The sequence below is a fragment of the Micrococcus sp. KRD128 genome, assembly GCF_017168395.1.
GTDB classification, from domain to species: domain Bacteria; phylum Actinomycetota; class Actinomycetes; order Actinomycetales; family Micrococcaceae; genus Micrococcus; species Micrococcus luteus.
Genome location: NZ_JABFAX010000011.1, coordinates 1 through 3,666 on the forward strand (window position 1 = coordinate 1; position 3,666 = coordinate 3,666).

3 protein-coding genes and 1 pseudogene are annotated in these 3,666 nt (G+C 75.2%); 2 read left to right on the forward strand and 2 right to left on the reverse strand.

All coding sequences use genetic code 11. From position 1 onward, the window contains the following. Together J1M44_RS11650 and J1M44_RS04935 are read left to right on the forward strand one after the other, a co-directional pair. Nucleotides 1-170, forward strand: a pseudogene (locus tag J1M44_RS11650) (tRNA (uridine(34)/cytosine(34)/5-carboxymethylaminomethyluridine(34)-2'-O)-methyltransferase TrmL); the annotation flags it as partial. A gap of 7 nt (nt 171-177) precedes the next feature. Beyond that, nucleotides 178-1,608: an anti-sigma factor gene (locus J1M44_RS04935; protein ID WP_041105211.1), complete on the forward strand. Its 1,431-nt coding sequence runs from the start codon at nt 178-180 to the stop codon at nt 1,606-1,608. Between the two features lie 22 nt (nt 1,609-1,630). Here J1M44_RS04935 and J1M44_RS04940 read toward each other — a convergent pair whose 3' ends face one another. Both J1M44_RS04940 and J1M44_RS04945 read right to left on the reverse strand, forming a co-directional pair. Continuing rightward, complete coding sequence (locus tag J1M44_RS04940; RefSeq protein ID WP_126860775.1) at nt 1,631-2,410, reverse strand: PIG-L deacetylase family protein; 780 nt, start codon at nt 2,408-2,410, stop codon at nt 1,631-1,633. Continuing rightward, a partial coding sequence (locus J1M44_RS04945; RefSeq protein ID WP_206480699.1) for a S1C family serine protease occupies nt 2,407-3,666 on the reverse strand: 1,260 nt, incomplete at its 5' end. The genes J1M44_RS04945 and J1M44_RS04940, both read right to left, overlap by 4 nt.

Below are 3,666 nucleotides of genomic sequence, written 5' to 3' on the forward strand. Positions count from 1 at the left end.
TGCCCGAGGAGGTGCTGACCGATCCGCGGGTCACCGAGACCGTCTGCCTGCCCATGCAGCCGGCCCGTCGGTCCCTGAACCTGGCGAACGCCGTCTCCATCGCCGTGTACGAGGCCTGGCGCCAGCACGACTTCGCCGGGTCCGCTGCCCGCCCCGATTCCCTAGACTGAGGCCACCATGCAGACTCCTGACGCGTCCGAGCCCCACGCCGACCGCCCCGATGACGCCGGCCAGCCCGCCCTGGACACCCTCCTGCGCCGCAGCGCCGAGGGTGACCGGGCCGCGTTCTCCGCGTTCTACGACGCCACGGTCCCGTGGGTGCACGGCCTGGCCGAAGCGATGTTCGGCCCCGGCGACGACGCCGCCGCGGCCACGGTCCGCACCTACCTGACGGCATGGGAGGAGGCCTCCGAGGCCGGGCTCGACCTGAGCGAGCGTGACGACGCGACCCACCGCGAGCGCCAGGTGTTCACGTGGCTCGAGGTCCTCGCCCACCGCGTGATGACCTCGCTGCGCCGCGCCGGCGGCTCCGCGGCGGAACGTGGGCGTCGTCCCGGCCCGGCCGGGCCCGCGCCGTTGCCCGAGGACCTCGTCGACCGCGTGGCCCCGGACGCCTACGAGGCCGTGCGACTGGCGTGGCTGGGCGGCTGCACCGACCGGGAGGTCGCCGATCGGCTGGGTCTGCCGGCCGACCAGGCCCGCACCCTCCTGCGTGACGGCGTGCGGCAGGTCGTGGCGGCCCGCCGCGACCTCACGCAGGACGCCGCCCGGCCGTCCGCGCCGGCCCCGGCGACCGGCCCGGCACTCGGCGCGGACGTGCGCGAGGACGTGGACGCCGGCCGCGCACTCGAGCTGGCCGACCTCTCGGCCGTGCACGCCCTCGACACGGCCGGGCACACCGCGGCCTTCTCCGCCGTGCAGCGGCGGGGCGGCGAGCTGGCCCTGTGGCGCTCCCGGGTGGACGGTGCGCGCCAGGCGGTGGCCTGGGCGTTCCGGTCCGTGACGGCCGAGCCGCCGTCGGCCCTGCTCGACGAGGTCCTGCGTCGCCTGCCCGCCCAGGACGTGGGCATGGACCTGATCGGCGACGAGTCCGCCCCCGCCGGCCCGCCGCGGGACCGCCTGCGCTGGCTCAAGGTGACCGCCCTCCTGCTGCTCGCGGCCCTCGTGCTCGGCGTCGGCGGGTGGACGGTGTGGAGTCAGTTCACGCGGCCGGGCATCGTGCACCGCATCGACCAGTCGAAGGACCTGTTCACGACCTCGGAGTACCCGGCCCAGGACGGCGGCACGGTCCAGGCGTTCCTGTCCCGGGAGCAGAACAGCGGCTACCTGACGATCAGCGGGATGCCCCAGCTGCCGGAGGGTCAGTCCTACCAGCTGTGGCTCTACCCCTCGGACGGCACGGCCCCGGCCTCGCTCGGCACGTTCGACGCCAACGGCTTCGGCGAGCCCGTCACCTTCCGGGGGCTGGACCGCTTCGCGGCGATGGGCATCTCCGTGGAGCCCAGCTCGGGCTCGGAGGTGCCGACGTCGGAGCCCGTCGTCGGCGTGGACCTCGACCCCACCGCGCAGACCGGCCCGCGCTACGGCGGGCGGCCGAGCACCAACTGAGATCCCCCGCAGGGGGGGCGGTTCAGAACCCGGCGATGGTGCCCGGGCCGTTGACCGTGACCAGGTGGAACGCCTCGGCGTGACCCGGCGCGGCGGCCGGGCCGGCGGCGCGCCGGTGATGTTCGGCCATCTGGGCGAGCACGTGCCGCCGCATCGCGTCGACGTCCGGGTGCTGGGAGAGGTGGGCGTCGAGGGCGCGCAGCTTCTGCTCCGCCAGGCCCGTGACGTCCACGACCGTGTTCCGGCGCGCGGCGGGGGCGGCGTACAGCAGCAGGTTCCGGACCTTGAACGCCTCGAGCCCCTCCGCCGCGAGCTCCGGGTACGCGTACGGGTTCTCGGCCGCCGGGTACGCGGCGCGCACCACGGCCTCGCCGCAGGCGAGGTGGTCCGGGTGGGCGGCCTGCATCCGCTCCCAGTCCCGCTCCGGGTGGGTGCTGAGCACCACGTCCGGGCGGACGCGGCGCATCAGCGCCACGAGCTTGCGGCGCACGCCGTGGTCCGGCTCGAGGTGTCCGTCGCGCTCGCCGAGGAAGTGGACCTCGGCGGCACCGACGACGGCGGCGGCCGCGCGCTGTTCGGCGTGCCGGCGGGCGGTCATCGCCTCCGGGCCCTCCGAGTCGAAGCCGCCGGCGTCCCCGTCCGTCACGATGCACAGCTCGATGTGCAGCCCGGCCGCGCGGAAGCCGGCCAGGGTGGCGGCGGCCCCGAAGTCGAGGTCGTCCGGGTGGGCGCCGACGGCCAGGACCCGGCGCCAGCCGTGGTGGGCCGCGAGCGCGGCGGGGGTGGTGAGCGTGGTGGTCACGAGCGGGTGTCCTCCGTGAACGTCACCTCGGTCGTCTGCTCCGCGCCGTCGCGGAGGTAGGTGACGTCCACCGAGTCTCCCACGCGGTGCTCGCGGACGACGGCGGTGAGGGACTCGGAGTCGATCACCGCGCGGTCGCCGACGGCGGTGATCACGTCGCCCTCCTTCAGCCCGGCCGCGTCGGCCGCCGACTCTCCCACGACCTGCTGGACGCGGGCGCCGTCGCTGAACACGGTCCGGGCGTTCTCGCTGCCGCCCTGCACCTCGGCGGGCTCCGGGGTGACGCTCACGCCGAGCATGGCATGCGTGGCCTTGCCGTGGTCGATCAGGTCCTGTGCGACCCGCTGGGCGTAGTCCACGGGGATGGCGAAGCCGACCCCGATGTTGCCCGCCTCGCTCGGGTCCTGGCCGGCCGAGGCGATCGCGACGTTCACGCCCACCAGGCGACCCTCGGCGTCGACGAGCGCGCCTCCGGAGTTGCCGGGGTTGATGGCCGCGTCGGTCTGCAGCACGTTGATGTACACCTCGCCCCGGGTGCCCTGCGGGGTGCCCGGCAGCTGGAAACGGTACTGCTCGGCGCCGGAGGACGAGCCGGAGCTCTCGCCCTGCGGCTCGGGCGCCTCGGAGGACGCCACCGCGATGGTCCGGTCCAGGGTGGAGATGATCCCGTCGGTCACGGTGTTCGGCAGGCCCAGGGGGGCGCCGATGGCGACGGCCTCGTCCCCGACCTTCAAATCCCCGGACCGGCCGATCTGGATGGGGGTGAGGTCCGGGGCGTCGATCTTGATGACGGCCAGGTCGGACAGCGGGTCGGTGCCCACGACGGTGGCAGCGTAGACCTCCCCGTCCGAGGTGCGCACCGTCAGCTCGGCGTCGTTGGCCTGGCCGCCGAGGGTGACCACGTGGGTGTTCGTGAGGATGTGCCCCTCCGTGTCCAGGATCGACCCGGAACCGGAACCGGAGGCGGAGCTCGACGTCGCGGAGATGGTTACCACGGAGGGCAGCGCGGTCCTCGCGGCGTTCCCGACGGCGGTGTCCGCCACGGGCTGTCCCCCGGCCTCGGCCGAGGTGTCCGTCGCCTGCGAGGAGGAGGAGCTCGCGGCCTCGGAGGCGGCCTCGCCGCCGTCCTCCGCGACCGCGCAACCGGAGAGCCCCACCATGAGCACGGCTGCGGCGAGCAGGCCCGCCCCGGCACGGGCGCGGGACTGGGGCCGGGGACGCGCGACGGTGCGGGCCGTCGGCACGGGGGGCTGGGT